Genomic DNA, 26,031 nt, shown 5'->3' with positions numbered 1-26,031 from the left:
TAATTAGGCCGCTTTTTTAGAGGTTTATGCACATGGCTATTGGTTTAGTCGGTCGCAAATGTGGTATGACTCGCGTCTTTACAGATGCTGGTGTATCTGTACCTGTTACAGTTATCGAAGTCGATCCAAACCGCATTACGCAAATCAAAACACTTGAAACTGATGGTTATCAAGCAATTCAAGTAACTACTGGTGAACGTCGCGAATCGCGCGTAACTAACGCTCAGAAAGGTCACTTCGCGAAAGCGGGTGTTGCTGCTGGTCGTTTAGTTAAAGAGTTCCGTGTTACTGAAGCTGAGCTTGAAGGCCGTGAAGTGGGTGCTTCTATCGGTGTTGATCTGTTCACAGTTGGTCAAATTGTTGATGTAACTGGTCAGTCAAAAGGTAAAGGTTTCCAAGGTGGTGTTAAGCGTTGGAATTTCCGTACGCAAGATGCTACTCATGGTAACTCTGTATCTCACCGTGTATTAGGTTCTACAGGTCAAAACCAGACACCTGGTCGCGTGTTCAAAGGCAAGAAAATGGCTGGTCACTTAGGTGACGAACGCGTAACAGTTCAAGGTCTTGAAATTGTATCTATTGACGCTGAACGTTCTGTTTTAGTTGTTAAGGGTGCTATTCCTGGTTCAACTGGCGGTGACGTTGTTGTACGTCCTACCATCAAGGCCTGAGGGGAAATACTGTGAATTTAAAAACTGTTTCCGGCTCTGCTGTTGAATTGTCTGAAGTTGCTTTCGGACGTGAATTTAACGAAGCTCTTGTACACCAAGTTGTTACAGCTTACTTAGCTGGTGGTCGTCAAGGTACTCGTGCTCACAAATCACGTGCAGATGTTTCTGGCGGTGGTAAAAAGCCATTCCGTCAAAAAGGTACTGGTCGCGCTCGTGCGGGTTCTATTCGTAGCCCTATTTGGGTTGGTGGTGGTAAAACTTTTGCTGCTCGCCCACAAGATTGGTCTCAAAAAGTAAACCGTAAGATGTACCGCGGTGCAATGCAATGTATCTTAGCTGAACTTGTTCGCCAAGATCGTCTTGTATTGGTTGAAGAGTTTGCTGTTGCAGCTCCAAAAACTAAAGACTTGCTTGCAAAACTTACAGACTTGAATGCAACTCGCGCATTGATCATTACAGATGCTGTAGATGAGAACTTGTATCTCGCAGCTCGCAACCTTCCACACGTTGATGTGGTTGATGCTACTGCTATTGATCCTGTTAGCTTGATCGCATTTGATAAAGTTGTAATGTCTGTAGCTGCTGCTAAGAAAATTGAGGTAGAACTCGGATGAACAACGAACGTATCTATCAAGTCCTATTAGGACCAGTATTCTCAGAAAAAGCACAAGTTTTAGGTGATACTGCTGGTGTTCAAGTGTTCAAAGTTGCATTAAATGCAAACAAACTTGAAATCAAGAAAGCAGTTGAGCAGCTCTTTGGTGTTGAAGTTGTAAAAATCAATACAACGATCACTAAAGGTAAAACAAAACGCTTTGGTAAAACATTAGGACGTCGTTCTGATGTGAAAAAAGCATACGTCACCCTGAAAGCTGGCCAAGATGTAGAAATGGCTGACTTGGGCGATACCGCTGAAAACGCAGCGGAATAAGGACGAGAATTATGCCAATTCAAAAATGTAAGCCAACGTCTCCAGGACGTCGCTTTGTAGAGAAAGTGGTTCATGACCATCTTCACAAAGGCGCGCCTTATGCACCGTTGGTAGAAGCTAAAAAACGTACTGGTGGTCGTAATAACAATGGTCACATCACTACACGTCACGTGGGTGGTGGTCATAAGCAAAACTACCGTATTGTTGACTTTAAACGTAACAAAGATGGTATTCCAGCGACTGTAGAGCGCATCGAATACGATCCTAACCGTACAGCTCATATTGCTTTGTTGAAATATGCTGATGGTGAACGTCGTTACATCATTGCACCTAAAGGCCTACGTGCTGGTGATAAAGTACAATCTGGTAACGATGCTCCAATTCGTCCAGGTAACTGCTTGCCACTTCGCAACATGCCAATCGGTTCTACACTTCACAACCTTGAACTTAAAATCGGTAAAGGTGCTCAATTAGCACGTTCTGCTGGTACTTCAGTTCAGTTGTTGGGTCGTGATGGTTCTTACGCTATCGTTCGTTTACGTTCTGGTGAAATGCGTAAAGTCCACGTTGAATGTCGTGCTGTAATTGGTGAAGTTTCTAACCAAGAAAGCAACCTTCGTTCATTGGGTAAAGCTGGTGCTGCGCGCTGGCGTGGTATTCGTCCTACCGTTCGTGGTATGGCGATGAACCCAGTAGACCATCCACACGGTGGTGGTGAAGGACGTAGTAAAGGTATTCAACCTGTAAGTCCATGGGGTCAAAAAGCTAAAGGGTACAAGACACGTACCAATAAGCGTACGACTAAGATGATTATTCGCGACCGTCGCGTCAAGTAAGGGAATCTGAATAATGCCTCGTTCATTAAAAAAAGGTCCATTCGTCGACGCGCATTTGTTCGCTAAGGTTGAAGCTGCTGTAGCTGCTAACAACCGTAAGCCGATCAAAACTTGGTCACGTCGTTCAATGATCCTTCCAGACTTTGTTGGTTTAACAATTTCTGTTCACAATGGCCGTAACCACGTTCCAGTAATTGTTACTGAACACATGGTTGGTCATAAATTGGGTGAATTCGCGCCAACTCGTACCTATCGTGGTCACGGTGTTGATAAGAAGTCTAAACGTTAATAGGTGCTATGATGGAAGTAACTGCTAAATTACGCGGTGCCGCTATCTCGGCACAAAAAGCACGTTTAGTTGCTGATTTGATCCGTGGTAAGTCGATTGCACGTGCGATAGATATTTTAAACTTCAGCAATAAGAAAGCAGCTGTGCTCGTTAAAAAAGCATTAGAATCTGCAATCGCAAATGCTGAACACAACAACAGCTTAGATGTTGATGACCTTAAAGTAACTACGATTTACGTTGATGAAGGCACTAGCCTTAAACGTATCATGCCACGTGCTAAAGGCCGTGCAGATCGTATTACTAAGCGTACTTGTCACATCACCGTTAAGGTAGGGGTTTGATATGGGTCAGAAGGTTCATCCAATCGGTATCCGCCTAGGTGTTGTGAAACGTCATAACGCTAACTGGTATGCGAGTCCGAAACAATACGCTGAATACTTGCTTAAAGATCTTCAAGTTCGTGAGTTTTTAATTAAAAAACTTAAGAGCGCGATGATCAGCAATATTCTTATCGAACGTCCTACAGGCGCTGCTAAAGTAACTATTAGCACTGCTCGTCCTGGTATCGTTATCGGTAAGAAAGGCGAAGACATCGAGAAATTACAGCGCGAACTCACCACTATTATGGGTGTTCCAGCTCAAGTTAGCATCAATGAAATTGATCGCCCTGACTTGGACGCACGTCTAGTTGCTGAAGCAATTGCTTCTCAATTGGAAAAGCGTGTTATGTTCCGTCGTGCTATGAAGCGTGCGGTTCAAAACACGATGCGTGCTGGCGCTAAAGGTATCAAAGTTGAAGTTTCTGGCCGTTTAGGTGGTGCAGAGATTGCTCGTACTGAATGGTATCGTGAAGGTCGTGTACCTTTGCATACACTTCGTGCTGACATCGACTATGCTACTATGCGTGCAGAAACAACATACGGTACGATTGGTGTTAAAGTTTGGATTTTCCGTGGTGAGATCTTAGGTGGCATGAAACAAGTCATGAACCCTGCTCCTGCTGAAGAGCGTCCAGCTAAACGCGGTCGTGGTCGTGGTGAAGGTCAAGAGCGTCGTGGTCGTCGCGGTGACCGTGCTGCTGACAAGGGAGAATAATCCATGTTGCAACCTAAACGTACCAAATTCCGTAAAGTGCACAAAGGCCGTAACACTGGTCTAGCGCATCGTGGTAGTACAGTATCATTTGGTTCGATTGCAATTAAAGCAACTGAACGTGGTCGTATGACTGCGCGTCAGATTGAAGCTGCACGTCGTACCATTAGCCGTCGTATCAAACGTGGTGGTAAAATCTTCATCCGCGTATTCCCAGACAAACCAATTACCGAAAAACCATTAGAAGTACGTATGGGTAAAGGTAAGGGTAGCGTGGAATACTGGGTGTGTCAGATCCAGCCAGGTAAGATCCTGTACGAAATTGAAGGTGTTAGCGATGAGTTGGCGCGCGAAGCTTTTGCTTTAGCTGCTGCTAAACTTCCGTTTAAAACCACTATCGTGACTCGGACGGTGATGTAATGAAAACTAAAGATCTACGTGAAAAGTCGGTAGAAGAGTTGAAAGCTTTGCTTGATGAGCAACAGCTTAACCAATTCCGTCTTCGTATGGCGAAAGCAACTGGTCAATTAGGCAAATCGCATGAAGTGCAAATTGCTCGTAAGACAATTGCTCGTATTAAGACACTCCTTACCGAAAAACAGGGGAACGGACAATGAGTGAAAAAACAGTCCGCACGTTAACCGGCAAAGTCGTAAGCGACAAAATGGACAAGTCTATTGTTGTGCTTATTGAACGCCGCGTTCAACACCCGTTGTATGGCAAATCAATCCGCCGTTCAACTAAATTACACGCTCATGATGAGAACAATGTTGCTAAAACTGGCGACTTAGTGACCATCAAAGAAAGCCGCCCAATTTCTAAAACTAAAGCTTGGACTTTAGTGGAAGTAGTTGAAGCTGCTGCTGAGTAATTAGACGTTCTTGTTGCATCATCGGACAATTTCGAGTACTCTTTGAGCCTTTCGAAATTGTGACCGGTGATGCTCGGTTTTGGAGTAGGGCAATGATTCAAACCGAAAGTATGCTCGACGTAGCAGACAACAGTGGTGCACGCCGCGTACAATGTATTAAAGTACTTGGTGGTTCACACCGTCGTTATGCTTCAGTTGGCGATATTATTAAAGTTACTGTAAAAGAAGCAATTCCACGCGCACGTGTTAAAAAAGGTGACGTGATGAATGCTGTAGTTGTTCGTACAAAATTCGGCATCCGTCGTCCAGACGGTTCAGTTATTCGTTTCGACGATAACGCTGCTGTTATTTTGAACAACAATAAAGCTCCGATTGCGACTCGTATCTTCGGACCAGTGACTCGTGAACTTCGTACTGAACAGTTCATGAAAATCATTTCATTGGCTCCTGAAGTTCTATAAGAGGCAATCATGGCTAAGATTAAAAAAGGCGATCAAGTAATTGTGATCGCAGGTAAAGAAAAAGGCAAACAAGGTGTTGTTTTGTCTGTTTCTGAAGAACGAGTTAAGGTCGAAGGTCTTAACTTGGTGAAGAAGCACCAAAAGCCAAACCGTGTAACTGGCGCTGAAGGCGGTATCGTTACTCAAGAGGCTACGCTTCATATCTCAAACGTGGCAATTTTTAATGCTACAACCCAAAAGGCTGACCGTATTGGTTACCAAGTGATTGATGGCGCGAAAACTCGTGTTTATAAATCAAATGGTGAATCAGTGGCGGTAGCGAAGTAATAGGTTGAAAAAGGCAATGGCCAGACTTAAAGCACGTTACAACGACGAACTTAAAGCGAAGTTACAAGAAGAACTTAGCGTTAAGAACGTGATGGATATTCCTCGCATCACAAAAATCACTCTGAACATGGGTGTAGGCGCAGCTGCAACTGATAAGAAATTATTAGATGGCGCTGTTGCTGATATGCAACTCATTGCTGGTCAAAAGCCAGTTGTGACTCTTGCTCGTAAATCAATCGCTGGTTTTAAAATCCGTGATGGTTGGCCGATCGGTTGTAAAGTTACTTTACGCGGCGACCAAATGTACGAATTCTTGGATCGTTTGATCTCAATCGCAATCCCTCGTATCCGTGACTTCCGTGGTTTCTCTTCGAAATCATTTGATGGTCGTGGTAACTACTCTATGGGTTTAAAAGAGCAAATCGTTTTCCCTGAAATCGATTTTGACAAGATTGATCGTATCCGTGGTTTAGACATCACGATTACGACCACTGCTCGTAGCGATGACGAAGGCCGTGCGCTTATGCGTGCATTCGGCTTCCCGTTCAAATAAGAGGTCGATATGGCTAAGAAAGGTATGATTAATCGCGAATTGAAACGCGAAAAGACAGTTGCTAAATACGCTGCAAAACGTGCTGAATTAAAAGCAACAATTGCAAACGTAAATGCAAGTGACGAAGAACGTTTCGCCGCGACATTAAAGTTACAGGCATTGCCACGTAACGCATCTCCAGTACGTCTTCGTAACCGTTGTGGTTTAACTGGTCGTCCTCATGGTTACTTCCGTAAGTTCGGTTTAAGCCGTAACAAATTACGTGACACAGTAATGCAGGGTGATGTACCAGGCGTTGTTAAGGCAAGCTGGTAAGGAGCGACTAAATGAGTATGCAAGATACCGTTGCCGACATGTTAACACGTGTTCGTAACGCACAAATGGCTAAGAAACAAACTGTTTCTATGCCTTCTTCTAAGTTGAAAGTTGCAATTGCAAACGTTCTTCAACAAGAAGGTTATGTTTCAAATGTAGAAGTTGCTTCTGAAGAGACAAAATCTACTTTGACCATTACATTAAAATATTTCGAAGGCAAGCCTGTTATCGAAACCGTTAAGCGTGTAAGCCGTCCAGGTTTACGCCAATATCGCGGTAAAGATAAAATTCCTAGCGTTAAGCAAGGTTTGGGTATTGCAATTGTTTCTACAAGCAAAGGCATCATGACTGATCGCGCTGCACGTGCTGCGGGCGTTGGTGGTGAAGTTATTGCTTTTGTTTCTTAATAGGTGATTCCTCATGTCTCGTGTGGCTAAAGCCCCAGTAACTGTACCGAATGGTGTAACAGTTACTCAGAACGGCCGGCAGGTCGAAGTGAAAGGCAGCAAAGGTACATTGTCTTTCAACCTGCATGCGCTGGTCGAGCTAAAACAGGAAGAAGGTAAACTTCAACTTGCTCCAGCTAAAGAGTCGAAAGACGCTTGGATGCAAGCTGGTACTGCTCGCGCTGTATTGAACAACCTTGTAAAAGGTGTTAGCGAAGGCTTCGAACGTAAGTTACAGCTTGTTGGTGTTGGTTATAAAGCTGCGGTTAAGGGTACTTCTGTAAACCTTAACCTTGGTTACTCACACCCGATTGACTACGCTTTACCTGAAGGTGTAACAGCGGAAACTCCAACTGCTACTGAAATCATTTTGAAATCAGCAAACAAGCAGTTGTTAGGTCAAGTGGCAGCGGAAATCCGTGCATACCGTGCTCCTGAACCATATAAAGGTAAAGGTGTTCGTTATTCGGATGAAGTTATTCTTCGTAAAGAAGCTAAGAAGAAATAAGGCGCGAGGTTCTTATGAACGAAAAGAAACAAACCCGTTTGCGTCGTGCGAAAAGCACACGCTTGCACATTCGTGCATTGGGTGCGACTCGTTTGTGTGTAAACCGCACTCCGCGTCACATCTATGCGCAAGTTATTTCAGCAGATGGTGGCAAAGTTTTAGCGCAAGCTTCAACTTTAGATGCATCTTTGCGTAGTGGCTCTACAGGTAATGTAGACGCAGCTACGAAAGTTGGTGCTTTGATCGCAGAACGTGCTAAGGCAGCTGGTGTTACTAAAGTTGCATTTGACCGTTCTGGTTTTAAATATCATGGTCGTATCAAAGCCTTGGCTGATGCTGCTCGTGAAGGCGGCTTGGAGTTCTAATCATGGCGAAAGTTGAACAAAACGAAGGTCTCGTTGAAAAGCTGGTTGCCGTTGATCGTGTAGCCAAGGTTGTTAAAGGTGGTCGTATCTTCTCTTTCACAGCATTAACTGTTGTGGGTGATGGTAACGGTCGTGTAGGTTTTGGTCGTGGTAAAGCACGTGAAGTTCCAGCTGCTATTTCTAAAGCACTTGAAGCTGCTCGTCGTAACATGATCACTGTAGACCTCGCGGGTACTACTTTACAACACCCTGTGAATGCTCGTCATGGCGCAAGCCGTGTATACATGCAACCTGCTTCAGAAGGTACTGGCGTAATTGCTGGTGGCGCTATGCGTGCTGTTCTTGAAGCTGCAGGTGTACATAACGTACTTGCTAAATGTTATGGTTCTACAAATGCTGCTAACGTAGTAAACGCAACTTTCAAAGGTTTGCGTGATATGACTTCTCCTGAGAAAGTCGCTGCGAAACGTGGTCTTTCAGTAGAACAAATTCAAGGGTAATCAATCATGAAAACGATTAAAGTTACCCAGACTAAATCTTCTTCGCATCGTTTAAAAAATCATAAACTTTGCCTTCAAGGTTTAGGTCTGCGTCGTATTGGTCATACTGTAGAAGTGCAAGATACGCCTTCTAACCGCGGTATGGTCAACAAAGTTTACTATATGGTTAGTGTAGAGGAATAAGCCATGACTCTGCGTTTGAATGAACTTGCGCCTGCAGAAGGTGCAAAACGTGAAAATCGTCGTTTAGGCCGTGGTATCGGTTCTGGCGTTGGTAAGACTGGTGGCCGTGGTGTCAAAGGTCAAAACTCACGTAAAAGTGGTGGTACTCGTCCAGGCTTTGAAGGCGGTCAAACTGCGTTATATCGTCGTTTGCCTAAATTCGGCTTCACTAGTCAAATCGCTTTGAAAACTGCTGAAGTACGTTTGTCTGAGTTGAATAAAGTTGAAGGTGATGTTGTTAGCCTAGAGACTTTGAAAGCTGCGAATGTTGTTCGTCGTGACCAAATTCGTGCTCGCATCGTTCTTTCTGGTGAAATCACTCGCGCATTCACTATTCAAGGTGTTGTGTTGACTAAAGGCGCTAAAGCTGCTGTTGAAGCTGCTGGCGGTAAAGTCGAGGAGTAATCTCGAGTGTCTATGACTCCTAGTTCTTCAGGTCATGTAAACATGATGAAAGGCCAACCATTTCATGTGAAATACCGTGAAATTATTCGTCGATTAATGTTTTTGATTGGCGCGTTGTTGGTCTTTCGACTAGGAGCGCATATTCCGTTGCCGGGGATTGATAATGTAGCGCTAGCACAGTTTTTTAAAGCTAATGAAGGTACCTTCTTAGGTTTATTTAACATGTTCTCTGGCGGTGCGTTAGAACGCATGTCGATTCTAGCATTAGGGATTATGCCGTACATTTCTGCATCGATTATCGTGCAGTTAATGTCTACCGTAATTCCTTCGCTAGAAGCTTTGAAAAAAGAAGGCGAGCAAGGCAAACGTAAGATCAATCAATATACGCGTTATGGCACCTTATTTCTTGCACTTGTGCAGGGTATAGGGATGTGTGCTGGCTTGATCAGTCAAGGTATTACCTTAACTTCAGGCCTAGCATTTTATGTTCCAGCATTAACTTCGTTAGTTGCAGGAACAATGTTCTTGATGTGGTTGGGCGAGCAAATTACCGAACGTGGTGTTGGTAATGGTATCTCGATGATCATTTTTGCGGGTATTGTGGCAGGTTTGCCAAATCTCGTGATTCAGTCGTTTACGTCTGTACAAAATGGTCAGGGTAGTTTAATCGGGTTAGTTGTTTTCGGTTTATTATCGTTAGCAGTCTTAGCAGCGATTGTGTTTATTGAAAAAGCACAACGTCGTATTCCTGTAAACTACGCACAAAAACAGCAAGGGCGTCGTGTGTTTACTGCACAGCAAACACATTTGCCGTTAAAAATTAACATGGCAGGTGTAATTCCAGCGATTTTTGCTAGCTCATTGTTATTATTTCCAGCGAGCTTGGGACAATGGTTAGGAAGTGCTGATCCAAATGCAGGGATTGTGAAGCGTAGCCTACAAGATCTGGCATTGGTGTTATCGCCTGGACAGCCGTTGTATTTAATGCTCTTCGGTGCGTTAATTATTTTCTTCTGTTATTTCTATACCGCGCTAGTTTTTAGCCCGAAAGAAGTATCAGAGAATTTAAAGCGTAGTGGAGCATATGTACCTGGCATCCGACCAGGTGAGCAAACGGCTCGTTATTTAGATCATATTCTTAACCGTTTGACCTTCATTGGTGCAATCTACATTACTGTAGTGTGTTTAATGCCTATGGTTCTACAAAGTTCGTTCGGTATTCCATTCCATTTGGGGGGGACATCGTTACTGATTGTAGTGGTAGTAGTAATGGACTTTATGGCGCAACTCCAAGCGCACCTTACGTCGCACCAGTATGATAATCAAACGTTAATGAGAAAAACGACTGCTCATCCTAAGGGATAAGCGCACTTAGAAGGTTTCATCATGAAAGTACAAGCTTCTGTAAAGAAAATTTGTGGTAGCTGTAAAGTTATCCGTCGTAATGGGGTTATTCGCGTAATTTGTAGCGCAGAACCTCGTCATAAGCAGCGTCAAGGTTAATTTAATTAAGACCTGTTGATTTCAGTAGGCTAATTAGGTTATTATCCGCCCCTCAAGATTTTTGTGGGGCGGTTGATTATCTTGACTGCCTTTTTGGAGAAAATTGAATGGCTCGTATTGCCGGTGTAAACATTCCGGATAACAAGCATGCTGTTATCTCTCTCACGTATATTTTTGGTGTAGGTCGCCACACTGCTAAGAACATCTTAGCTGCTGTAGGTATCACTGAAACTACAAAGATCCGTGAATTAGATGATGCTCAGCTTGATGCGATTCGTGCAGAAGTTGCTAAGGTTCCGACCGAAGGTGATTTACGTCGCGAAATTTCCATGAACATTAAACGTTTAATGGATTTAGGCTGCTACCGCGGTCTTCGTCATCGTCGCAGCTTGCCTGTCCGTGGACAACGCACCAAAACTAACGCACGTACCCGTAAAGGTCCGCGCAAACCGATTAAGAAATAAGATTTCTGGAAGCTAAAAGATGGCTAAAGATACTCGCGCACGCAAGAAGGTCACTCGTACCGTCTCTGAAGGTGTCGCACACATTCACGCTTCTTTTAATAACACCATTGTTACGATTACCGATCGTCAAGGTAATGCATTGGCTTGGGCTACCTCAGGTGGACAAGGCTTCCGTGGATCACGTAAATCAACACCGTTTGCTGCTCAGGTAGCTGCTGAAGTTGCTGGTAAAGCTGCTTTAGATTACGGTTTGAAAAACTTGGACGTCCTTGTAAAAGGTCCTGGTCCTGGTCGTGAATCTGCGGTTCGTGCATTAGGTGCAGTGGGTTATAAAATTAACAGCATTACCGATGTGACTCCAATTCCGCACAACGGTTGCCGTCCACCTAAAAAACGTCGCGTGTAAGGAGAAACATTCATGGCTCGTTATATTGGTCCAAAATGCAAACTCTCTCGCCGCGAAGGGACAGACCTGCAATTAAAATCTGGCGTTAAACCGTTTGACGTTAAGACTAAAAAACATGCTAAAGCTCCTGGCCAACATGGCGGAGCTCGTGGTAGCAAACAATCTGAGTACTCACTACAATTACGTGAAAAACAAAAAGTACGTCGTATGTACGGTGTGTTAGAGCGTCAATTTAGTAACTACTACAAAGAAGCTGCTCGTGTAAAAGGCGCAACTGGTGAAAACTTGTTGAAATTGCTTGAAAGCCGTCTTGATAACGTTGTTTATCGCATGGGTTTTGGTTCTACACGTGCAGAAGCTCGTCAGTTAGTATCTCACCGTAGCATCACTTTGAACGGTCGTCGTGTTAACATTGCATCTATCCAAGTTAAAGCTGGTGATGTAATTGCAGTACACGAAGGCGCTAAACAACAATTACGTATTAAAAACGCAATTGAATTAGCTGCTCAACGTGGTATCCCTGCTTGGATGGAAATTGACCATTCTAAGTTAGAAGGTACGTTTAAAGCTGCACCAGATCGTTCTGATTTACCTGCTGAAATCAACGAAAGCTTGATTGTAGAATTGTATTCTAAATAATCCTTGAGGTAGCAATAAATGACGCGTACTGCAAACGAGTTTCTAACTCCGCAAGCGATCAAGGTCGAAGCGGTGAGCGGGACCTCGGCAAAAGTGATTCTGGAACCTTTAGAGCGTGGCTTTGGTCATACTCTAGGTAATGCTTTACGTCGCATTCTATTGTCTTCTTTACCTGGCGCTGCTGTGGTTGAAGTAGAAATAGAAGGTGTCGAGCACGAGTACAGTACTTTAGAAGGCTTGCAGCAGGACATCGTCGAGCTCTTGCTGAACCTAAAAGGATTGTCTATTAAGCTGTTCGATCAAAACGAAGCATATTTGACATTAGAGAAACAAGGGGCGGGTGACGTAACTGCAGCTGACCTTCGTTTACCTCATAATGTTGAAGTGGTTAACCCTGATCATTTAATCGGTACTTTGAGTTCTACAGGTTCATTGAAAATGCGCCTTAAAGTTTCTCAAGGTCGTGGTTATGAAACATCTGACTCACGTTTCCCTGAAGGTGAAACACGTCCTGTAGGTCGTTTACAGTTAGATGCTTCTTATAGCCCAATCAAGCGTGTTTCATACACAGTAGAAAATGCTCGTGTTGAACAACGTACCGATCTTGATAAGTTAGTGATTGATCTTGAGACTAACGGAACTGTTGATCCAGAAGAAGCAATCCGCAAAGCGGCAACAATCTTGCAACAACAAATTGCAATTTTTGTTGATCTTCAGAAAGATCAAACTCCTGTTGCTCAAGAGCCTCGCGAAGAAGTTGACCCAATCTTGCTTCGTCCAGTAGATGATCTCGAGCTAACTGTTCGTTCTGCTAACTGTTTGAAGGCAGAAAATATTTACTACATTGGTGATCTTGTTCAACGTACTGAAGTTGAGTTGTTAAAAACTCCTAACTTAGGTAAAAAATCGTTAACAGAGATCAAAGATGTTTTGGCTTCGAAAGGTTTGCAACTCGGCATGCGTTTAGAGAACTGGCCACCAGCTAGTCTCCGTATGGATGACCGTTTTGCCTATCGTAGCCGTTAATTAAGTAGGACTATCACCATGCGTCATCGTAATAGTGGTGTGAAATTAGGCCGTACCAGCAGCCACCGTAAGGCGTTGTTCCAAAATTTAACAAATGCTTTAGTTGAGCACGAGTTAATTAAAACAACTTTACCTAAAGCGAAAGAACTTCGCCGCGTTGCTGAGCCTTTAATCACTTTGGCAAAAAACGATACAGTAGCAAACCGTCGTTTAGCGTTTGCTCGTACTCGTTCTGCAGCAACTGTTGGTAAATTATTTACCGTTCTTGGCCCTCGTTACAAAGAACGTAACGGCGGTTATCTTCGTGTTCTTAAAGCGGGCTTCCGTGCAGGTGATGCTGCACCGATGGCTTACGTTGAACTCGTTGACCGTGAAGTAAAATAATACTTCTACGTGTAGAACAGTCAGTTGTTCCAAAAAAGACCGGTGTAATAACCGGTCTTTTTTATTTATCTTTTTAATTAATTGGGGTTTGGCCAACTGGTTGATATGCTAAATTAAGTCGTGATCCTATAAAAATTCAAATAGACAAGTATGTTAAATATTGAGATTAAAATTCTAAGTGTGAATGAACTGAATGACTTTAGAACGATCAGGCTTTCAGCTTTAGCAAAAGCCCCTGAAATGTTTGGTTCTACTTATAGTATAGAAGTGGTGAAACCCTTAAGTTTCTTTGAAAATTGCTTATCTAGTTCAACAGTTTTTGGCGTTTACTATAACGATAAAATTATTGGTTTAGCGACTTTAACCCGAGAGGTCGCAACAAAGCTTGCTCATAAGGCTTATTTATCAAGTGTATTTATTGAACCTGAATTTCAAAGACAGGGAGTGGCAGATAGATTACTCACGACTGTTATTGAACATAGTAAAGAATATCTAGAACAAATTTTACTTATTGTCGCTGATGATAATCAGCCAGCAATTAAGCTTTATCAAAAGTTTGGTTTTCAAACTTATGGGGTGGAATCAAAAGCATTAAAAAGTAACGCAGAATATATAGATGAGCTTTTGATGAAGCTATTTTTATTCTAGGATATAAATGGCATTTTCTATTTGAAATTAAAGCTACGATCTAAAATTGCTAATACATCTATTTCTACATCATCTCTTATCCTGAGCTTTTTCCTTAAAAGTTGTCTCCCTGTAGATATTGAATAAAGCATGTTTATAAGTATTCAGTGAGTACAGATAATTTTATTCATCTACGAAAGCAAACCCTCTACTGAACGAAATCCAAGCAGAAATCTCAGGATTTTTTAGCACTCTTTTTTCTAAAATTGTCCCGAAGTGATATGAAAAAACCGATGAATGACCAAACTTGACATTGCGTATTGTCAAATTTGTGCTTTAATAAAGTCATGGTTTATACAGGGTATAAAAAAAATGGAAAAGCAAGTTGATGTATTAATTATTGGTGCAGGTATCTCTGGGATTGGGTTAGCTGTGCATCTCTCGAAGAACTGTCCACAACGTAAATTCGAAATCTTAGAACGTCGTGATAGCTTTGGCGGGACTTGGGATTTATTCCGTTACCCTGGTATTCGTTCTGACTCGGATATGTCAACGTTTGGTTTTAATTTTAAACCATGGGCAAAAGATAAAGTATTGGCAAGTGGTGCTGAGATCAAAGGTTATTTAAGCGATGTAATCAGCGAAAATCAGTTAAAAGATAAAATTCATTTTGGTCATCGTGTCCTTTCTGCAAACTACGATTCTGCAAAGAAAAAATGGGCAGTTGAAATTGAAGACAGTAACAAGAAAAAGCAAACTTGGTCTGCAAATTTTGTGATGGGTTGTACAGGCTACTACAACTATGATCAAGGTTATGCGCCGAAATTCCCAAAACAAGAAGATTTCAAAGGCCAATTGATCCACCCACAGCACTGGCCTGAAAACTTAGATTACACTGGCAAGAAAGTCGTTATTATTGGTAGTGGTGCAACCGCAATTACCCTTGTTCCTTCAATGGTGAAAGGCGGTGCGGGGCATGTGACCATGTTACAGCGTTCTCCTTCTTATATTGCGACGATTCCTTCAATTGACTTCATTTATGAAAAAACGCGTAAATTTATGTCTGAGGAAACCGCTTATAAATTTACCCGTGCACGTAATATTGGTATGCAACGTGGTATTTATGCATTAGCGCAAAAATATCCGAAAACAGTTCGTCGCTTATTGTTGAAAGGTATTGAATTACAGTTGAAGGGTAAAGTGGATATGAAACACTTTACACCAAGCTATAATCCTTGGGATCAACGTTTATGTGTTGTGCCAGATGGTGATTTGTTCAAGGCGTTACGTGAAGGCCAAGCCAATGTTGAGACGGATCAAATTGAGAAGTTCACGGCAAATGGTATTCAATTGAAGTCTGGTAAACACCTTGAAGCTGATATTGTGATTTCGGCGACAGGTTTGGAAATCCAAATCTTAGGTGGCGTAAAAGGTACAATCGATGGCAAGCCAATGGATACCTCTCAACACATGCTATATCAAGGTGTTATGGTAAGTGATGTACCAAATATGGCAATGATCATTGGCTATATCAATGCATCTTGGACATTGAAAGTTGATATTGCAGCGGATTATATCTGTCGTTTGCTGAATCATATGGATAAAAATGGCTATGATGAAGTCATTGCCCATGCGGATCCAGCATTGCGTGAACAAGATACCATTATGGGTAAAATGTCTTCTGGTTATATTGCACGTGCAGCAGATGTGATGCCAAAACAAGGTAAAAAAGCACCGTGGAAAATTACCAATAACTACCTTGCGGATCGTAAAGAATTAAAAGATGCATCATTCAACGATGTGGTCCTGCAATTCCATAAACGTGGTGAGCAAGTCGATCGTAAGCCAAAGCTAGTGTCATAATTATTTATTGAATTTATTAAAAAACCCTATGCATGAGCATGGGGTTTTTTATTTGAAATCAGGCTTTAAATTCGATCAATATCGCGTATATTGAGCACATTAGAAAATTTTGATTAGGGAAAATACGATGAAAAAAATCATCATCTTAGGGGCATTATTATTTAGTACATCAGTCTTTGCCGATGACGTAAAACAAAAAGAAGTCATTGCACAAAAGCTGGTATCTGTTGATGGGACTGAGCAAGGACTGCAAAACACCGATAAAATGATTTTAGAGCAAATTCGTATGCGTTTGCCAAAAGACTTACCCGAAAGTTTTTATACAGATTTGAGCAAAAACCTGAATAGTGAACAGCGTAAGCAATTTATCGTGCAACGTTATGTGGAAAGTTTTAGCCAGAAAGAGTTACAAGCTGCATTGACCTTCTATGAATCTGTAGAAGGGAAGGCTTGGGCAAAGAAAGCCAGTGATGTTGGCAGTGAAGTCGCGCATTTCACCACACAAAATGCGCGTACTGCGCTCAATACCACCATGCAACAATATATTGAGAATCCTAAAGTTAAGCAATTGATGGCAAGAATGAATCCGCAGCCTGTTCAAGCTGTTGAAAAACCTGAATCGAAATAAATAAAAAAGGGATCGCGCATCGGGCACGATCCCTTTGTTTTATTGATATTTAGAGGGTACGTGAAATCAGTTCTTTCATGATTTCATTGGTACCTGCATAAATACGATTGGCACGGTTGTCGATATAGGCACGGGCAATTGGATATTCCAGCATATAACCATAACCACCATGTAGTTGTAAGCAGTCATCTACAACTTTTGAGAACATATCTGAAATTTTGTATTTGGCAGCTGCTGCCGCATCCACACCTAAGTTTTCTTCAAGCTGTAGTTCCATACAGCGATCGAGATAGGTACGACAGAAATCAATTTCAGTACGCAATTCCGCCAGTTTAAAACGAGTATTTTGGAAGGTACTAATGGCTTTGCCGAATGCTTTACGATCTTTGGTGTATTGCACGGTATGTGCAAAGGCTGCTTCAGCGCCTGCTTGACAGATAATCGCAACCAGCATACGTTCCCAAGCGAGCTCTTTCATCAACATGATAAAGCCCATGCCTTCCATACCTAATAGGTTTTCTTTCGGTACACGGACATTATCAAAGAACAATTCACAGGTATCTTGGCCTTTCATACCAATTTTGTTCAGTGGTTTACCTTTGCTGAAACCCGCACGATCTGCTTCTACAATCAGCAAAGATAAGTTTGCTGAGCCTTTTTCATTGTTACCTGTTTTACACACCACAATGGCCATGTCGCAAAGATAGCCATTGGTAATAAAGATTTTAGAACCATTGATGACATATTCATCGCCATCCAATACAGCAGTCGTGCGAACTGCTTGTAGGTCGGAACCTGTTCCAGGTTCAGTCATGGCAATCGCTGTGACTGCTTCACCTGTTGCCATTTTGGGTAACCAGTGTTGCTTTTGCTCTTCATTACCGAAGTTATTGATATAGTTGGCAACGATATCTGAATGCAAAGAGAAGCCCGTGCTTGAATCCATAGCATAGGCTTGTTCTTCGATCAGAATCATACTGTAAAGACGATCTACACCTGAACCACCATATTGTTCTGGCATGGTCGTGCAAAGCAAGCCAAGTGCACCTGCCTTATTCCATAAGTCACGATCTACATGTTGTTGTTTTTCATATTTTTCAATATTAGGAACAACTTCTTTCTCATAGAATTTACGGACTGTTTCACGAAATGCTTCGTGGTCTGAAGTAAACAGTTTGCGTGGGAGCATGTTTGGAATTGGACGAATAGCACCTGATTGCATTTGTTATTTTTCCCTAGTGTGTTGGATTTAAATCATCTTCATCACCATACAAGAAATTGAAAATAGTGAACAATGTGATCAATGCTCAATTTGATTGATGTATTTGGTCACTTGAGAAAAATCTCTCAGAACTTCATCGGGGAGATCGGGTACACTATGGAAAAATTGTTGCATTGCGGAGCCAATAATGTCTGATGAAATGACACTGGAAGAGCGTAAGGTTGTGTATCGTGCACGTCGTGGTTTAAAAGAAATCGATGTGTATTTTGATCCTTATGTTAAAAACCATTACCTGACAGCTGATATTGCTGAAAAGGCATTATTTGCGGAGTTGGTCGATCAAGAAGATCCGGATTTATTGGATTGGTTTATGGAGGTTGGGGAACCGCCTCGTACAGAATTAAAAGATTTTATTTTAAAATTAAAACACTATGTCCATGGCTAATGGTGTTTTCGAGCTGCAACGTAGTCGTTTTGCGATCGCATTGCAGCTCTTGATTTTCATTGCCATCCTCGGATTAACTTATTCCTTACTGGCCTTACGGATTTGGCTATTGTGCTTCTGCATGATGGGCGTTGCTTGGTTCTTATTTTTGAAACAGCCACAAATTAAACGTTTTGAATATTTAGATCATCAAGAATGTTCGTTCGAATTTTATGACCCCAAATTAAAGATTCAGCGCCGACAAATTGTCAAAATATTAGATCACCAATTTTATATCGCGCTCTATTTTTCTCATCAAAAGAATAAAAATTGCATTATTTGGTGGGATCAATTATCACATTCTCAGTGGAAAAAGCTAAAATTACGTGCAAAACTGGCATAATTGTTTGACAATTCTACAACTGTATAAAATTAATAAAAATATAAATTTCAATAATTTAATTAAAATTAAGGTTTGTTTTGTTTAAATTGTTAGATTAAATACTCTAAAAAATCGTGAAAATTATGATTGTCAGACAATCTGGCAATCAACGCCGAGTTATTTTCGCTAAAGTACAAACACCAACGTAAAGTATGGTGGAGGTCCAAAATGGAAATTCCAACATGGTCGTTTCTGGTGGTCGCAATTATTCTTGCGATTGTAGTAGGAAGAGCAGGAACTTTACTCAGGGAATTTCTTGAATCACGCCAACGTCAAGTTGTAGTGACCAAGAGAAAGAGATTGAAAGTGTCATCAATATATCACTCTCCCGTGAATATCGATGGTGAACGCCAATCTAGTATCTATCAAAAGTAGATACAACAAGTGTAGGAGGTCTCTATGGAGATTTCAATGTGGATGTTTCTGGTAATTGCGATCGTTATGGCGATTGTAGTAGGAAGAGCTGGAACATTACTCAAGGATTATTTTCAACAAAACTAAAATATAAAGAGTTTCACGATTTTACCAGTTAATAAGTAGCATGTGCTGAACCGTCGCAATGCTACTTTTTTTTGCCTGAAATTTCTGTATTGCTGCGTATTTGTCAATTCTTTCATTTGTGAATTATGTCAAAATGTCCTCGTTAAATTAGAGCAATTACTCTTTAATTCAAGTATTGCATCTGATAATGTACAGCTAAAAGGAAAAAACAAATTATTAGAGGGACAGGAAGTATGTCTAAACTCCATAAAATTGGGCAGGGTGTGGCGGTTGCTGTATTAACAACATCAATGCTATCAGGATGTTCTTATGTGATTAAAACGGGTGCGAATGTAGCACTTGGTTTTGGTGAAAAACATATTGTTCCACCGATTTTGTCGATGGATGATGCCGAAATGGTGTGTAACTCAGGGAATGCTTTAACGCCTGCGGTCATGTCAACCAAAGATATGGGGGCTGATCCAACTCGTATAGCTGTATTGCTTTATACAGCAGCAGGTGTGTGTGCTGAGAATCAAGCCTTAGAAGCAGAATTACGTTATTTGCGTGCCTCTAAAGCTGGGCAAGTGTCTGAAGCGCAAGATGCACGTATTGAGCAGAAACGTTGGGCTGCGATTGCGGCTGAGCGTCAATATGCAGGCTATCAACTTTTTGCCAATCGTTGGGAAACTAAATACAAATATAAATTAGGCGATTCATGCCCAACCATGCGCAATGATCTAGATCAAACCGTTTATTTACTCGGTATGGTGAGTGGTTTGCAAGCCATGACCAATGATATTAACTCAGGTGGTGCGATCAATGTTCCTAAGGATATTGCGGGGATCGTTGAGCGAGGCATGACCTGTTTGGATAATGAAAAATTCTGGGGTGCTCCAATGGCAACCCGTGCTGTGATCTGGACCTTACTACCGGGTGCTGGTGATGGAAAACCTGAACCATATGCCACCATGAAGCAATCTATGGCAATTGGCGAGAAGAAGGGCGTTCGTTTAGCGCATGCACTTTATGCAGTTGCTGCACAAGCCAGTGGTGATGATGCCAAACTGCGTGATGCTTTCCGTTCATATGCTGCGGCAACTGGTGAAGATAAACCTGCGAACCCACAATTTAGATTGATTGATAAAATGGCAGGTTTGATGGTTCGTGGTATCGCAGATCGTTATTGGACTGAAAACACGGGTGTGAGAGCGAGTGATGAAGGTCTTACTTCATTCTGGGATGATAAACAAGAAAGCTCGGCTGAGTTGGACTCCTTGTTTGACGGTGGTGAAGCAGCACCTGCACAGGATCAAGCTGTACCAGCATCAGATCAAGCAGCACCCGCACAAGAAACTCCAGCGGAGTAACCTGAATTAAACGACCTTTTACAAATGAAATATCTAAAATTGTAAAAGGTCTATTTTTTAGGGGGCAGCCAGCCAATGAAAGATCAAATATGGATAAGCAAAGTCATTTTGATTGCGATATGTATTTCCATATCGGCTTGTCTACAAGTTTTTGATGATCATTTTATTTATTGGCGACCCAATCTACTCACAGAATTTTGGCGTATTTGGACAGCACATTGGGTTCATGTCGGCTGGGTTCATTTTCTACTAAATATGATGGCATTCGCATGTTTGCCTTTTATTTTTCCTCATGTCCGAAATTGGCATTTATGGGCATTGTTGTTGATTTTATCCCCGTTCATTAGCTTCATTTTTTATTTTTATCTACCTTATATTGATGCTTATGCAGGACTTTCAGGTGTCTTGCATGGATTATATACCGCCGTGGGAGTGGTATATCTGCAATATAAGAACGAACGGAAATTCGCAATTTTAGTTTTGGCTTTGATTACGGCAAAACTGGTTTGGGAGAATACATTTGGGCAAACAGGGACTGCCCAGTTAATTGGCAGTCCAGTCCTAACCGAAGCACATTTGATAGGTGCAATTGGTGGGCTGCTCTGTGGTTTAGGTTATTTACTGATAAAAAAGATAAAAAAGATAAAAACTAGAAAAACATGATCATTTGATTAAGACGCTTAATAATAATTCAGTGGGTACAGAGGGATTGGTTATACAGGGAATAAATGTATTCTCTATCAACCATGTACATTGCAAGATTCAGCATCTTCGGAGAGGTGTTGATCACAATAAACTGGAATAAATATGCAGCATAATCAACGGAAAAAAACGGGATTAGGTCTATTGAGTTATATTTGGACCGAGTGGATATCAACCTTTGTTATTCTTTTGTTATTACTTATGACACTGATTATTGGTACTGGTGAGATGGTACACGGTCAGTTATTACGTATGGGTGAACGCTTATATGGTGATCCTGCGATTGGGATGCAATATTCCTTCCTTCGCGCTGAACCAGAACAGCCCACCTGTGACCGAAACCCAAACATTGATGCACAAGTTCAAGAGCAGATGCGGATTAATGCTGCTGATGAATTTGCCAGTATGTTTGGTGTTGCCTCACAGGCAGATGTACGTGCTTCTTTAATCGCGGCTCGGCAGCAATGTGAAGAAAAATATCAATTTTATGATAAGGCTATGACACATATTGAGGCACATCCAAGTGTGCGTACTTATCGTCAAATTGAGACAAGTTTTTTTGGAATCTTTAAATTTGGTACTGAAAATCGTGCTTTATTTTTAGTGATCATGGTGGTATTTGCTGCCATTAGCGCCACTTTAAAGACACATCATATTGGTTTGCGTAGCCCTGCAACAAAAATCGATTTTCGTATATACAGCATTGCGATGTTGATCGGCAATGGTCTACTGACTTCCTCTGTTATTAGTCAATATCAATCGGTCATGAACTCAGGTGTTCCGATGGGTTCAGAAATGAAGCTGATTTATTGGCTATGGATTATACTTTTTGGCGTACTGACTGTGATTAGCCTATATCAGTTAATCAAATCACCAACGCCGACACGTGAGGGTGGCAGTGTTGGTTTAGCCTTCCTGAGTGTGCCGCTGTATGCTTATATGGCTATTATCACGGGAGTTGCTTTTACTTTCTTTATGGCTTATCCAATGGGCCAAGGTATTTACTTGGGGCAGTTGGTTGAGTTCTCGAGTATTTTCTTAAATCTGGCGTTATTCATCTGGGCGGGGATGTTGCTAAAACAGACGCGGATTGTAGATTTGTTCCTGAATATTTTACGCCCGTGGAACTTGGCACCAGAAACATTAACATGGTTGATCTTAATTGCTGCGGCTTTGCCGACAGCTTACACTGGCGCTTCAGGTATTTTCGTTATTGCAGCGGGTGCCATTATTTATAAAGAAGTTTGGAATGCAGGTGGCCGTCGTCAATTTGCTTTGGCTGCAACAGCACTTTCAGGTTCGTTGGGCGTGGTGCTACGTCCGTGTCTATTGATTGTGGTTGTTGCTTCTTTAAATAAAGAAGTCACCACAGATCTACTTTATAAATACGGTATGTATGTGTTCTTACTCACCTCTACTTTATTCTTGGTTATTGCGCTGTTCTTTGCAGAGCAAAAATTTAGAATTGCACCATTTAAAGTAGCCCTACCAAAATCACTACGTGCATTTGTTCCAGTATCACCATATATCGTCATTTTTATTTTGATTTGGCTGTTCTATAAGTATGCTTTAGCGACAAATCTAAATGAATTTACTGCACCAGTGATGATGCCTGTGATTTTATTGCTGATGGTGTTGTTTGACAAGTTACGTAAAGAACCTGCGCCCTTAGCACCTGTTGGACATTGGGACAGTACTCTAGATTCATATACTGTACCTAGTGATGGTAGTTTACCGACGCCCAAAGTCGATCCGGCAGATGATCCACGTAATCCTGCACGCCGAATTTCCTTTGGTAAAGCATTACATACATCAACCAGTGAGACGGTGGGACATATTGGTGCTTTGGTCATTTTAATGGCGCTTTCAGTCAGCGTCGGTGGTTTCCTGGAGCAGATTCATATCATGGAAACATTCCCACAAAATATAAATAGCACTTACTTAGTGATTACACTGATTGTTTTGCTGATGATTTTTGTAGGCATGATTATGGACCCATTTGGTGCTGTAATTTTAATTACTGCAACTGTTGCACCAGTCGCTTATCAATATGGCATTGATCCTGTTCATTTCTGGATGATTGCATTGATTGGATTTGAACTGGGTTATGTAACACCACCAGTTGCACTGAATCATTTATTGGCGAGACAGTCGATTGGGGATGCTGAGGTGGCCGAAGCAGATGCGGAAGTTCGTCATCTTTCCTTCTTCTATCGTTATGAACGTTGGATACTACCGCTATTGGTGATGGTTCCTGCAATTTTAATTATTGCCTATATCCCTTATACCTTCAAATTGTTTGGTTGGTATAGCTAGTTAAAACAGTGCTTTAAAGATAAAAAAAGCACCTCCGGGTGCTTTTTTTACAGCAGAGAATTAGGGGGTAGCTAGTAAATATCGAATGAAAGAATAAGAATATGTGAATTTATGCCAGAGAAGATTATTATGTGATTAAAATAACATTTTTAGATCGAAATAGTTATGCTATAAATAGACGGAAAAGATGGAGTAGTCTGCTTTAGCGCTCATTTATCTTGCAGTAGAGGGAGCTGTAAAAAGATTATTTAGGCAACTAAGTTATTAATTAAAATAAGGATGGCAATAGAGGGCACTCGAGAGTACATATAAATTGATAAAAACAACCAATAAAAAAGTGATTGCAGTCATTCTTTTTTCTAAAAGTTTGCTGCAAATTTAAGCGGTTTAAAAGGGATTGGTGATTCAAAGGGTAAATTCATTTATCTATCAACCATGGACAGCGCATGATTCAACATCTTTGGATGGATGTTGATAACAATAAATTGGAATAGACATGCAAAATGATCAAGAGAATAAGACTGGATTAGCCCGGTTAGGCTATATCTGGAATGACTGGATATCAACCTTCATTATTCTTGCTTTGTTGCTAATGACTTTGCTTATTGGTACAGGCGAAATGATTCACGGTCAGATGCTTCGTATGGGGGAGCGTCTGTACGGTGATCAGACAACAGGGATGCAGTATTCATTTTTACGGGCGGAACCTGAAAAACCATCTTGTGATCGACATCCTAACATTGATGCACAAGTTCAAGAGCAGATGAAAGCTAATGCTGCCGATGAATTTGCAAGTATGTTTGGTGCGGCTTCTGAATCTGATGTTCGTGCATCTTTACTCGCAGCACAACAACAGTGTGAAGAAAAATATCAATTCTACGATAAAGCAATGAAGCATTTGGAAGCTCATCCAAGCATTCGTACCTATCGTAAAGTTGAAACCACCTTCTTTGGTATCTTTAAACTGGGATCTGAAAACCAAACTGTTATTTTATTGATAATGGTATTGTTTGCTTCAATTACAGCATCTTTACGTTACCATCACATCGGTTTACGTGCGCCAAAAACCAAAATTGACTTCCGTGTCTATTCGGCGTTGATGGTTGCGGGTAATGCTTTACTTAGTTATTCAGTTGTCAGCCAATATCACTCGGTATTGAATTCTGGGGTAGAGGTTGCGGGTAAAACAGCTGTCTTGTACTGGTTGTGGATTGCACTATTTGTATCACTGACCATTATCAGTATTTTCCAATTTATCTTTATTCCGAAGACCGCTCAGCCGAAGGGTAACTTTGGTTTAGCTTTACTCAGTGTGCCACTGTACGCGTTCATGTCTTTGGTGACAGGAATTGTATTTACCTTCTTCATGGATTATCCAATGGGGCAAGGGATTTACTTAGGTATCTTGGTTGAGTTCTCAGGTATTTTCTTAAATCTGGCATTGTTTATTTGGGCAGGTATGTTGCTCACTCAAACACGTGTGATGGATTTATTCTTAAATATCCTACGTCCATGGAACTTGGCACCTGAAACTTTAACTTGGTTGATCTTGATTGCAGCGGCGATCCCAACAGCATATACAGGTGCTTCGGGTATTTTCGTTATCGCAGCGGGTGCGATCATTTATAAAGAAGTCTGGAACTCTGGTGCGCGTCGTCAATATGCCTTGGCTGTATCTGCAATGTCAGGTTCTTTGGGTGTGGTGATTCGTCCATGTCTATTGGTTATCTTGATCTCGATGCTCGACAGTCGTCATGTGACTTCTACTGAGTTATTTGATCATGGTATCTATGTCTTCTGGTTAACAGCATTCATTTTCCTTGGTGTTTCATTAATTCTTGCTGAAGAAAAATTCCGTGTGAACTCGCCTAAAGTTGCAGTTCCAGGAATGTTACGTGCATGTGTACCTGTGATTCCTTATATCATCATTGGTTTTGCTGTAGTGATGTTTTATAAGCTTGCTTTAGATACCTCAATCAATGAATTCACTGCACCAATGATTTTACCGTTGGTATTGATTGCAATGATCTTGTTTGACAAGTTATTTTCAGCAAAACTTGCACCTGCACCCGTTGTTGATGCGAAGCATGAAGCACTAGTTCGTGAGCATGAAAAGAAATCAGAATTCCTGAAGTCACATGATCCACATGGTGGCAAGAGCTTGGGTTTTGGTGGTGCATTGCGTTTTGCGACATCAGAAACGGTTGGACATATCGGTGCATTAATCCTGCTTATGGCATTGTCTGCAAGCGTTGGTGGTTTAATCGAGCGTGCCGAAGTGGTTGAGTTATTACCAACGCACTTGGGTAATATCTATATTTCACTTGCCTTTATTGCGCTGTTACTTGCCATTATTGGTATGACAACCGATCCATTCGGTGCGGTGATTTTGGTTGCTGCAACCGTTGCACCTGTCGCCTACGAGAATGGTATTCATCCAATTCACTTCTGGATGATCGTATTGGTTGCATTCGAATTTGGTTACGTAACACCGCCAGTTGCCCTGAATCACTTGCTGACGCGACTCTCCGTCGGGGATGAGGAGGTTACGGCTGCAGATAAGGAAGCGAAAGAGAAATACACCAGTTTCTACTTCCGCTACGAGCGTTGGTTATTACCAATTATCGTCTTGTTCTCATCGTTGGTGTTGGTGACTTATGCACCGTATATCTTCCAGATGTTTGGTTGGTATAAGCATTAACTGTTGATACTAAAAGAAAAGCAGCTTAGGCTGCTTTTTTAT

At 41.6% G+C, this 26,031-nt stretch carries 38 protein-coding genes; 37 read left to right on the top strand and 1 reads right to left on the bottom strand.

Going from position 1 to position 26,031, the window contains the following annotated elements:
• The first annotated feature begins 32 nt into the window (after positions 1–32).
• The 30 genes from rplC (at position 33) to GBI66_RS07135 (ending at position 16,332) form a co-directional block, all read left to right on the top strand.
• On the top strand, positions 33–671 hold the full coding sequence (gene rplC, locus GBI66_RS07280) for a 50S ribosomal protein L3 (protein WP_004775888.1): 639 nt from the start codon (positions 33–35) through the stop codon (positions 669–671).
• 11 nt (positions 672–682) lie between these two features.
• Positions 683–1,285: a 50S ribosomal protein L4 gene (gene rplD / locus GBI66_RS07275; RefSeq protein WP_004804113.1), complete on the top strand. Its 603-nt coding sequence runs from the start codon at positions 683–685 to the stop codon at positions 1,283–1,285.
• Complete coding sequence (gene rplW, locus GBI66_RS07270) at positions 1,282–1,602, top strand: 50S ribosomal protein L23 (RefSeq protein WP_004641070.1); 321 nt, start codon at positions 1,282–1,284, stop codon at positions 1,600–1,602. The genes rplD and rplW overlap by 4 nt, the downstream gene beginning before the upstream one ends.
• Before the next feature lie 11 nt (positions 1,603–1,613).
• Entirely contained in the window at positions 1,614–2,438 is an 825-nt protein-coding gene (gene rplB, locus GBI66_RS07265; protein WP_004660349.1) for a 50S ribosomal protein L2, read from the top strand.
• Positions 2,439–2,451: 13 nt separating this feature from the next.
• Positions 2,452–2,727, top strand: a complete 276-nt coding sequence (rpsS, locus tag GBI66_RS07260; protein ID WP_004775885.1) for a 30S ribosomal protein S19 — start codon at positions 2,452–2,454, stop codon at positions 2,725–2,727.
• Positions 2,728–2,738: 11 nt separating this feature from the next.
• Positions 2,739–3,068: a 50S ribosomal protein L22 gene (gene rplV / locus GBI66_RS07255; protein WP_005147130.1), complete on the top strand. Its 330-nt coding sequence runs from the start codon at positions 2,739–2,741 to the stop codon at positions 3,066–3,068.
• A 1-nt stretch (position 3,069) separates the two neighbouring features.
• Positions 3,070–3,822, top strand: coding sequence for a 30S ribosomal protein S3 (rpsC, locus tag GBI66_RS07250; RefSeq protein ID WP_005147128.1), 753 nt, complete (start codon positions 3,070–3,072; stop codon positions 3,820–3,822).
• Positions 3,823–3,825: 3 nt separating this feature from the next.
• Positions 3,826–4,239 (top strand): 50S ribosomal protein L16, encoded by a 414-nt coding sequence (gene rplP, locus GBI66_RS07245; RefSeq protein ID WP_004657678.1) that lies wholly within the window; start codon positions 3,826–3,828, stop codon positions 4,237–4,239.
• On the top strand, positions 4,239–4,436 hold the full coding sequence (gene rpmC, locus GBI66_RS07240) for a 50S ribosomal protein L29 (RefSeq protein WP_000849927.1): 198 nt from the start codon (positions 4,239–4,241) through the stop codon (positions 4,434–4,436). Before rplP ends, rpmC begins: the two co-directional genes overlap by 1 nt.
• A complete protein-coding gene (gene rpsQ, locus GBI66_RS07235) occupies positions 4,433–4,690 on the top strand; it encodes a 30S ribosomal protein S17 (RefSeq protein WP_004641057.1) in 258 nt (85 codons plus the stop codon). Before rpmC ends, rpsQ begins: the two co-directional genes overlap by 4 nt.
• Before the next feature lie 92 nt (positions 4,691–4,782).
• A complete protein-coding gene (gene rplN / locus GBI66_RS07230; protein ID WP_004657680.1) occupies positions 4,783–5,151 on the top strand; it encodes a 50S ribosomal protein L14 in 369 nt (122 codons plus the stop codon).
• A 9-nt stretch (positions 5,152–5,160) separates the two neighbouring features.
• Positions 5,161–5,478 carry a 50S ribosomal protein L24 gene (rplX, locus tag GBI66_RS07225; protein ID WP_005147125.1) on the top strand — a complete coding sequence of 106 codons (318 nt, stop codon included), beginning with the start codon at positions 5,161–5,163 and terminating at the stop codon, positions 5,476–5,478.
• Between the two features lie 16 nt (positions 5,479–5,494).
• Complete coding sequence (gene rplE, locus GBI66_RS07220) at positions 5,495–6,031, top strand: 50S ribosomal protein L5 (protein ID WP_004804116.1); 537 nt, start codon at positions 5,495–5,497, stop codon at positions 6,029–6,031.
• Between the two features lie 9 nt (positions 6,032–6,040).
• Complete coding sequence (gene rpsN / locus GBI66_RS07215) at positions 6,041–6,346, top strand: 30S ribosomal protein S14 (RefSeq protein ID WP_005147122.1); 306 nt, start codon at positions 6,041–6,043, stop codon at positions 6,344–6,346.
• 11 nt (positions 6,347–6,357) lie between these two features.
• Positions 6,358–6,753, top strand: coding sequence for a 30S ribosomal protein S8 (gene rpsH / locus GBI66_RS07210; protein WP_005147121.1), 396 nt, complete (start codon positions 6,358–6,360; stop codon positions 6,751–6,753).
• Positions 6,754–6,766: 13 nt separating this feature from the next.
• Positions 6,767–7,300: a 50S ribosomal protein L6 gene (gene rplF / locus GBI66_RS07205; RefSeq protein WP_004657685.1), complete on the top strand. Its 534-nt coding sequence runs from the start codon at positions 6,767–6,769 to the stop codon at positions 7,298–7,300.
• Between the two features lie 14 nt (positions 7,301–7,314).
• On the top strand, positions 7,315–7,665 hold the full coding sequence (rplR, locus tag GBI66_RS07200) for a 50S ribosomal protein L18 (RefSeq protein WP_005147119.1): 351 nt from the start codon (positions 7,315–7,317) through the stop codon (positions 7,663–7,665).
• A gap of 2 nt (positions 7,666–7,667) precedes the next feature.
• Positions 7,668–8,165, top strand: coding sequence for a 30S ribosomal protein S5 (gene rpsE / locus GBI66_RS07195; RefSeq protein ID WP_004657688.1), 498 nt, complete (start codon positions 7,668–7,670; stop codon positions 8,163–8,165).
• Positions 8,166–8,171: 6 nt separating this feature from the next.
• The gene (gene rpmD / locus GBI66_RS07190; protein WP_003653652.1) at positions 8,172–8,348 is read left to right on the top strand and encodes a 50S ribosomal protein L30; all 177 of its coding nucleotides are present in this window, start codon (positions 8,172–8,174) and stop codon (positions 8,346–8,348) included.
• Positions 8,349–8,351: 3 nt separating this feature from the next.
• The gene (gene rplO / locus GBI66_RS07185; protein WP_005147117.1) at positions 8,352–8,792 is read left to right on the top strand and encodes a 50S ribosomal protein L15; all 441 of its coding nucleotides are present in this window, start codon (positions 8,352–8,354) and stop codon (positions 8,790–8,792) included.
• Between the two features lie 45 nt (positions 8,793–8,837).
• A complete protein-coding gene (gene secY, locus GBI66_RS07180) occupies positions 8,838–10,157 on the top strand; it encodes a preprotein translocase subunit SecY (RefSeq protein WP_171494280.1) in 1,320 nt (439 codons plus the stop codon).
• A 21-nt stretch (positions 10,158–10,178) separates the two neighbouring features.
• Positions 10,179–10,295 (top strand): 50S ribosomal protein L36, encoded by a 117-nt coding sequence (gene rpmJ, locus GBI66_RS07175; protein ID WP_000867907.1) that lies wholly within the window; start codon positions 10,179–10,181, stop codon positions 10,293–10,295.
• A 107-nt stretch (positions 10,296–10,402) separates the two neighbouring features.
• The gene (gene rpsM / locus GBI66_RS07170) at positions 10,403–10,759 is read left to right on the top strand and encodes a 30S ribosomal protein S13 (protein WP_004657696.1); all 357 of its coding nucleotides are present in this window, start codon (positions 10,403–10,405) and stop codon (positions 10,757–10,759) included.
• A 19-nt stretch (positions 10,760–10,778) separates the two neighbouring features.
• Positions 10,779–11,165, top strand: coding sequence for a 30S ribosomal protein S11 (gene rpsK, locus GBI66_RS07165; protein ID WP_004281491.1), 387 nt, complete (start codon positions 10,779–10,781; stop codon positions 11,163–11,165).
• A gap of 12 nt (positions 11,166–11,177) precedes the next feature.
• The gene (gene rpsD / locus GBI66_RS07160) at positions 11,178–11,804 is read left to right on the top strand and encodes a 30S ribosomal protein S4 (protein ID WP_004657698.1); all 627 of its coding nucleotides are present in this window, start codon (positions 11,178–11,180) and stop codon (positions 11,802–11,804) included.
• Between the two features lie 18 nt (positions 11,805–11,822).
• Positions 11,823–12,830: a DNA-directed RNA polymerase subunit alpha gene (locus tag GBI66_RS07155; protein WP_004804125.1), complete on the top strand. Its 1,008-nt coding sequence runs from the start codon at positions 11,823–11,825 to the stop codon at positions 12,828–12,830.
• A gap of 18 nt (positions 12,831–12,848) precedes the next feature.
• The gene (gene rplQ, locus GBI66_RS07150) at positions 12,849–13,214 is read left to right on the top strand and encodes a 50S ribosomal protein L17 (protein WP_004641032.1); all 366 of its coding nucleotides are present in this window, start codon (positions 12,849–12,851) and stop codon (positions 13,212–13,214) included.
• A gap of 150 nt (positions 13,215–13,364) precedes the next feature.
• On the top strand, positions 13,365–13,862 hold the full coding sequence (locus GBI66_RS07145; protein WP_151715625.1) for a GNAT family N-acetyltransferase: 498 nt from the start codon (positions 13,365–13,367) through the stop codon (positions 13,860–13,862).
• 351 nt (positions 13,863–14,213) lie between these two features.
• Complete coding sequence (locus tag GBI66_RS07140; RefSeq protein ID WP_004804131.1) at positions 14,214–15,704, top strand: NAD(P)/FAD-dependent oxidoreductase; 1,491 nt, start codon at positions 14,214–14,216, stop codon at positions 15,702–15,704.
• A 127-nt stretch (positions 15,705–15,831) separates the two neighbouring features.
• On the top strand, positions 15,832–16,332 hold the full coding sequence (locus tag GBI66_RS07135) for a DUF2059 domain-containing protein (RefSeq protein WP_151715624.1): 501 nt from the start codon (positions 15,832–15,834) through the stop codon (positions 16,330–16,332).
• 49 nt (positions 16,333–16,381) lie between these two features.
• On the opposite strand, the gene GBI66_RS07130 is transcribed toward GBI66_RS07135, so the two are convergent.
• The gene (locus GBI66_RS07130) at positions 16,382–17,554 is read right to left on the bottom strand and encodes an acyl-CoA dehydrogenase family protein (RefSeq protein WP_005318008.1); all 1,173 of its coding nucleotides are present in this window, start codon (positions 17,552–17,554) and stop codon (positions 16,382–16,384) included.
• A gap of 187 nt (positions 17,555–17,741) precedes the next feature.
• Between GBI66_RS07130 and GBI66_RS07125 the strand changes: the two genes are divergently transcribed.
• The 7 genes from GBI66_RS07125 to GBI66_RS07095 all read left to right on the top strand — a co-directional run bounded on the left by GBI66_RS07125 (position 17,742) and on the right by GBI66_RS07095 (position 25,989).
• Complete coding sequence (locus tag GBI66_RS07125) at positions 17,742–17,999, top strand: succinate dehydrogenase assembly factor 2 (protein ID WP_151715623.1); 258 nt, start codon at positions 17,742–17,744, stop codon at positions 17,997–17,999.
• Entirely contained in the window at positions 17,992–18,381 is a 390-nt protein-coding gene (locus tag GBI66_RS07120) for a hypothetical protein (protein ID WP_151715622.1), read from the top strand. Before GBI66_RS07125 ends, GBI66_RS07120 begins: the two co-directional genes overlap by 8 nt.
• A gap of 207 nt (positions 18,382–18,588) precedes the next feature.
• Positions 18,589–18,795 (top strand): hypothetical protein, encoded by a 207-nt coding sequence (locus tag GBI66_RS07115; protein ID WP_151715621.1) that lies wholly within the window; start codon positions 18,589–18,591, stop codon positions 18,793–18,795.
• 359 nt (positions 18,796–19,154) lie between these two features.
• Complete coding sequence (locus GBI66_RS07110) at positions 19,155–20,270, top strand: hypothetical protein (RefSeq protein ID WP_151715620.1); 1,116 nt, start codon at positions 19,155–19,157, stop codon at positions 20,268–20,270.
• 75 nt (positions 20,271–20,345) lie between these two features.
• Positions 20,346–20,933, top strand: a complete 588-nt coding sequence (gene rrtA, locus GBI66_RS07105) for a rhombosortase (protein WP_151715619.1) — start codon at positions 20,346–20,348, stop codon at positions 20,931–20,933.
• 144 nt (positions 20,934–21,077) lie between these two features.
• Positions 21,078–23,288 carry a TRAP transporter large permease subunit gene (locus tag GBI66_RS07100; RefSeq protein WP_151715618.1) on the top strand — a complete coding sequence of 737 codons (2,211 nt, stop codon included), beginning with the start codon at positions 21,078–21,080 and terminating at the stop codon, positions 23,286–23,288.
• 496 nt (positions 23,289–23,784) lie between these two features.
• Positions 23,785–25,989 (top strand): TRAP transporter large permease subunit, encoded by a 2,205-nt coding sequence (locus GBI66_RS07095; protein ID WP_151715617.1) that lies wholly within the window; start codon positions 23,785–23,787, stop codon positions 25,987–25,989.
• The last annotated feature ends 42 nt before the right edge of the window (positions 25,990–26,031 follow it).

This window comes from Acinetobacter sp. TUM15071 (assembly GCF_008980925.1).
Taxonomy (GTDB): Bacteria; Pseudomonadota; Gammaproteobacteria; order Pseudomonadales; family Moraxellaceae; genus Acinetobacter; species Acinetobacter dispersus.
This window is presented reverse-complemented; position numbering and strand designations above follow the sequence as displayed.

Excerpts from the sequence above, each read along its gene's own strand:
- rpsS (WP_004775885.1), top strand. The coding sequence starts at position 2,452 with ATGCCTCGTTCATTAAAAAAAGGTCCATTCGTCGACGCGCATTTGTTC.
- rpsH (WP_005147121.1), top strand. The coding sequence starts at position 6,358 with ATGAGTATGCAAGATACCGTTGCCGACATGTTAACACGTGTTCGTAAC.
- rplQ (WP_004641032.1), top strand. The coding sequence starts at position 12,849 with ATGCGTCATCGTAATAGTGGTGTGAAATTAGGCCGTACCAGCAGCCAC.
- GBI66_RS07110 (WP_151715620.1), top strand. The coding sequence starts at position 19,155 with ATGTCTAAACTCCATAAAATTGGGCAGGGTGTGGCGGTTGCTGTATTA.
- secY (WP_171494280.1), top strand. The coding sequence starts at position 8,838 with ATGAAAGGCCAACCATTTCATGTGAAATACCGTGAAATTATTCGTCGA.
- GBI66_RS07145 (WP_151715625.1), top strand. The coding sequence starts at position 13,365 with ATGTTAAATATTGAGATTAAAATTCTAAGTGTGAATGAACTGAATGAC.
- GBI66_RS07095 (WP_151715617.1), top strand. The coding sequence starts at position 23,785 with ATGCAAAATGATCAAGAGAATAAGACTGGATTAGCCCGGTTAGGCTAT.
- rpsE (WP_004657688.1), top strand. The coding sequence starts at position 7,668 with ATGGCGAAAGTTGAACAAAACGAAGGTCTCGTTGAAAAGCTGGTTGCC.
- rplE (WP_004804116.1), top strand. The coding sequence starts at position 5,495 with ATGGCCAGACTTAAAGCACGTTACAACGACGAACTTAAAGCGAAGTTA.
- rpsC (WP_005147128.1), top strand. The coding sequence starts at position 3,070 with ATGGGTCAGAAGGTTCATCCAATCGGTATCCGCCTAGGTGTTGTGAAA.
- GBI66_RS07140 (WP_004804131.1), top strand. The coding sequence starts at position 14,214 with ATGGAAAAGCAAGTTGATGTATTAATTATTGGTGCAGGTATCTCTGGG.
- rplN (WP_004657680.1), top strand. The coding sequence starts at position 4,783 with ATGATTCAAACCGAAAGTATGCTCGACGTAGCAGACAACAGTGGTGCA.
- rpsD (WP_004657698.1), top strand. The coding sequence starts at position 11,178 with ATGGCTCGTTATATTGGTCCAAAATGCAAACTCTCTCGCCGCGAAGGG.
- rplO (WP_005147117.1), top strand. The coding sequence starts at position 8,352 with ATGACTCTGCGTTTGAATGAACTTGCGCCTGCAGAAGGTGCAAAACGT.
- GBI66_RS07135 (WP_151715624.1), top strand. The coding sequence starts at position 15,832 with ATGAAAAAAATCATCATCTTAGGGGCATTATTATTTAGTACATCAGTC.
- rpsM (WP_004657696.1), top strand. The coding sequence starts at position 10,403 with ATGGCTCGTATTGCCGGTGTAAACATTCCGGATAACAAGCATGCTGTT.
- rplW (WP_004641070.1), top strand. The coding sequence starts at position 1,282 with ATGAACAACGAACGTATCTATCAAGTCCTATTAGGACCAGTATTCTCA.
- rplC (WP_004775888.1), top strand. The coding sequence starts at position 33 with ATGGCTATTGGTTTAGTCGGTCGCAAATGTGGTATGACTCGCGTCTTT.
- rplV (WP_005147130.1), top strand. The coding sequence starts at position 2,739 with ATGGAAGTAACTGCTAAATTACGCGGTGCCGCTATCTCGGCACAAAAA.
- GBI66_RS07120 (WP_151715622.1), top strand. The coding sequence starts at position 17,992 with ATGGCTAATGGTGTTTTCGAGCTGCAACGTAGTCGTTTTGCGATCGCA.
- rrtA (WP_151715619.1), top strand. The coding sequence starts at position 20,346 with ATGAAAGATCAAATATGGATAAGCAAAGTCATTTTGATTGCGATATGT.
- GBI66_RS07155 (WP_004804125.1), top strand. The coding sequence starts at position 11,823 with ATGACGCGTACTGCAAACGAGTTTCTAACTCCGCAAGCGATCAAGGTC.
- rplB (WP_004660349.1), top strand. The coding sequence starts at position 1,614 with ATGCCAATTCAAAAATGTAAGCCAACGTCTCCAGGACGTCGCTTTGTA.
- rpsQ (WP_004641057.1), top strand. The coding sequence starts at position 4,433 with ATGAGTGAAAAAACAGTCCGCACGTTAACCGGCAAAGTCGTAAGCGAC.
- GBI66_RS07130 (WP_005318008.1), bottom strand. The coding sequence starts at position 17,554 with ATGCAATCAGGTGCTATTCGTCCAATTCCAAACATGCTCCCACGCAAA.
- rplF (WP_004657685.1), top strand. The coding sequence starts at position 6,767 with ATGTCTCGTGTGGCTAAAGCCCCAGTAACTGTACCGAATGGTGTAACA.
- rpmD (WP_003653652.1), top strand. The coding sequence starts at position 8,172 with ATGAAAACGATTAAAGTTACCCAGACTAAATCTTCTTCGCATCGTTTA.
- rplP (WP_004657678.1), top strand. The coding sequence starts at position 3,826 with ATGTTGCAACCTAAACGTACCAAATTCCGTAAAGTGCACAAAGGCCGT.
- rpmJ (WP_000867907.1), top strand. The coding sequence starts at position 10,179 with ATGAAAGTACAAGCTTCTGTAAAGAAAATTTGTGGTAGCTGTAAAGTT.
- rpmC (WP_000849927.1), top strand. The coding sequence starts at position 4,239 with ATGAAAACTAAAGATCTACGTGAAAAGTCGGTAGAAGAGTTGAAAGCT.
- rpsK (WP_004281491.1), top strand. The coding sequence starts at position 10,779 with ATGGCTAAAGATACTCGCGCACGCAAGAAGGTCACTCGTACCGTCTCT.
- GBI66_RS07100 (WP_151715618.1), top strand. The coding sequence starts at position 21,078 with ATGCAGCATAATCAACGGAAAAAAACGGGATTAGGTCTATTGAGTTAT.
- GBI66_RS07115 (WP_151715621.1), top strand. The coding sequence starts at position 18,589 with ATGGAAATTCCAACATGGTCGTTTCTGGTGGTCGCAATTATTCTTGCG.
- rplX (WP_005147125.1), top strand. The coding sequence starts at position 5,161 with ATGGCTAAGATTAAAAAAGGCGATCAAGTAATTGTGATCGCAGGTAAA.
- GBI66_RS07125 (WP_151715623.1), top strand. The coding sequence starts at position 17,742 with ATGTCTGATGAAATGACACTGGAAGAGCGTAAGGTTGTGTATCGTGCA.
- rplR (WP_005147119.1), top strand. The coding sequence starts at position 7,315 with ATGAACGAAAAGAAACAAACCCGTTTGCGTCGTGCGAAAAGCACACGC.
- rpsN (WP_005147122.1), top strand. The coding sequence starts at position 6,041 with ATGGCTAAGAAAGGTATGATTAATCGCGAATTGAAACGCGAAAAGACA.